Genomic DNA, 2,918 nt, shown 5'->3' with positions numbered 1-2,918 from the left:
CACTCAAACCGGGATGGAAATAAAAGTTATTAAAATCAATACAATGTGAAAATGCAATGAGCATAAGCGTGTAACGTAGGTTTACTGTCTCGTACAACAAACCCACCAATAATTCAAGACGTCCTCCACGGGGCGCTTACTGGCGAGAGGCCAAACCGGCGACTGCCTGCTCCAATACGTCAATATCATTGGCGGTGAGCAGCGAGCGGATAAGGTCAAACTCCTCGGGGCTGAGCTGATAAATCTTCAGCGCCAACAACCGCGCGATAATCTGCGCGGTCGAAACGCGAGGCGATCGGCCGGGCCGGATTGCCGCCGACCACCGTATAGGGATCGACGTCGCGGGTCACGACGCTGCCGGCGGCAATGATCGCCCCTTCGCCGATGGTGACGCCGAGCATAATCATGGCGCGCATGCCGAGCCAACAGCCATCCCCGAGCCGGGTATCGCCTTTCGGCACATAGGACGTTTGGATCGTCTCCATAAACGGATACAAAGAGAACTAATCGGTACGGTGGGTGTTGTTCCCCCCCATCAGGATGACTACTCCGGCAGCGACGCAAACGTAATCGCCAATCCACAGCTGATCAAGGGTACCGAGCGGCGCCCATTGCTGGCTGACGCTGTCGCCGTGCAGGTAGCGGACCACGCTTTTTTCAAAGCCGTCATCCCAGTATTCGCTGTAGTAACTATGTTCGCCCGAGATGTGAATATTCGGATTGGTCACCGTCTAGTGAAGATGTTCTACCTTGTACCAATGTTTAATGTTGTCAGACATGGTTTAAATCTCGTAAAGGGATAAAGGCCACGGAACGTCATTCCGCAGCAGTGAAAGCACGTTCAACCTTCACTGCCTGATTAAGCTATACGGGGATGGAGCAACAGCGGATGCATTAACATAACGTTGACCTACGATAAGCAAAATTAACGGGCGGCTGAGGTTACCTGCGGCCGAGCCGGCGGTTTGCCGCGATGCGCTCCGTGCGCCGCCCTAGAGGAACACGTCGCCGCCGTGGCGCGTGAACCTTTTCTCCCCGTGATGGTACCTGTCCGGCATGATTTTTCCAACCTGCGTGAGATCGCATTCGATCCTGTCTCTAGCTGCGCCGACGCAGCAAAAGCGGTATACTGCCTTTCTGGACTTTTTTATCATGCTGGATTATGGCTAAAAGCGTAGAGCAAATAGCAACGGACTTAGGCTTATCCATCACCACCATCAGGCTGGTGCTTAATGGAAAGGCCGATCAATATCGGATTAGTGCGCGTACGCTGGAACGGATAAATAGCTATGTCGCCGAACATGGCTACACGCTCAACTATACCGCACGCAGCCTGAAGCTAAATAAAACCGATACCCTGGGGTTGATCATTCCCCGATTGTCGAACTCTTTTTTCTCCAATCTGGCGGAAAAACTCGAGCTGCGCTGTCGTGAAGAGGGTTATCACCTGGTCATTAGCAGCAGCTATAGTGATTTACAGCGCGAAAAAAAGCTGGTGGAATCCATGGTGCAGCGCAATATCGATGGGCTATTTATCGTCCCCTCCTCCCGTAGCGCGCAAAAGCATCACGTAGAACGCGCCAAGAAGCCTATCGTGGTACTCGACCGGGATTTTGGCCTGGATAATAGCGCGTTGGTCGTGAGCGATAACTTCAGTGGCGGCGTGGAATTAACCCACTCCATGCTATCCGCGCGCGCCGAACCGATTATTTTTCTCGGCGGAGACATTCAGCAGCCCAGTATTCGCGCGCGTCTAGAGGGTTATCAACACGCGCTGGCGAACCACGGCATGCCCGTTCAGCCCCACTGGATTCTGGAAAGCGCCCATAACCGCAGGATGGATGGCGAGAAAATGATGCATGATTATATGTCGCTGCATGCCGCGCCGCCGAACGCCTTTATTGCTTCATCGCTGCCGGTGCTGGAGGGTGCGCTAAGTCAGCTAAGAACGCTGCGCGGCTACATTTCCCGCGACATTAACATCGGCACCTTCGATGAACATCCTATGCTGAGCTTTTTGCCCAATAATCTCTGGTCGGTTAAGCAGGATGAAAATATTTGGGCCGATGAAGTCTTCAATACTATGCTGCACATCTTGCAGCGGGAAACGCCCAAGCACCTGCGGCGTGTTATTCCCATGACGCTTATATGGCGGCAGCGTTCGGTGCATTAACGGCGCTTTTGGCGGGGTCACTACGCTTAAAATGGCCATGCACAAAGCGCTCACCGCAACAACAATGCCCGCCTAAAGGCGGGCATTGACAGCGATAAGCGTTAGCTGGCTGCGATAAGCGTCACATTGACAGCAAAATCAGTCTTGGAACTTCTTCAAAACATCGCCACGGGTGATAAATTTATCGCGCCAAAGTGAAGCGCCGAACGCCAACAGCTGATCCTGTACCGCCTTGACGTCAATTTCACGCGGCTGGACCCCTGGATAGCGCACAGTCCCGCCACGACGCCCGACGCCTGGCTAATCCCCATAATACCACCCTGCGTGCGGTAAGATCCGTGCGCCTGACTGGTGCCGGAAATACAGCGGCAGCTCAATACGATGCCATCAATATTGGCCGGCACCAGGCAACGCAGCGGAATGTCATAGGTGTCTTTCAGATCGATCCAGTGACCGCCTTGTCCATCCTGGCGATAACCTTCGGCGCCGTTCGGGTTGTGAATATCAATCGGGAAATAGCCGCACGACACCACATCGTCAAATTTACGGCCTTCCGCCACGTCCTCACCGGTCAAGGTGTACAAACCGACGATATGCGCGACTCGTGCTGGTTCCGGTCACGTCCGATCACTGATTCCGATTTCACCCGATCACTGATTCCGGTCGCCCGATCAGCGATTCCGATTCTGTCCGATCGCTCATCTTCTGTTCCGCCATACTCTGGAGACTTTTAGCTTCCGGGGGT

2 protein-coding genes and 1 pseudogene are annotated in these 2,918 nt (G+C 53.8%); 1 reads left to right on the top strand and 2 read right to left on the bottom strand.

Features of this window, described 5'->3' with window-relative positions:
• Window positions 1–136: 136 nt before the first annotated feature.
• Window positions 137–728, bottom strand: a pseudogene (locus ACMX3H_RS17980) (CatB-related O-acetyltransferase).
• A gap of 434 nt (window positions 729–1,162) precedes the next feature.
• Here ACMX3H_RS17980 and ACMX3H_RS17975 point away from each other — a divergent pair.
• Window positions 1,163–2,173 carry a LacI family DNA-binding transcriptional regulator gene (locus ACMX3H_RS17975; protein ID WP_415211771.1) on the top strand — a complete coding sequence of 337 codons (1,011 nt, stop codon included), beginning with the start codon at window positions 1,163–1,165 and terminating at the stop codon, window positions 2,171–2,173.
• Between the two features lie 155 nt (window positions 2,174–2,328).
• Here the strand turns inward: ACMX3H_RS17975 and ACMX3H_RS17970 are convergent, their stop codons facing one another.
• Window positions 2,329–2,757: an FAD-dependent oxidoreductase gene (locus tag ACMX3H_RS17970; protein WP_415211770.1), complete on the bottom strand. Its 429-nt coding sequence runs from the start codon at window positions 2,755–2,757 to the stop codon at window positions 2,329–2,331.
• Window positions 2,758–2,918 lie beyond the last annotated feature (161 nt).

Source organism: Sodalis sp. (in: enterobacteria) (assembly GCF_047607725.1).
Classification (GTDB): Bacteria; Pseudomonadota; Gammaproteobacteria; order Enterobacterales; family Enterobacteriaceae; genus JBLKSS01.
The sequence above is the reverse complement of the archived record's forward strand: the minus strand, read 5'-3'. Positions and strand labels throughout refer to the sequence as shown.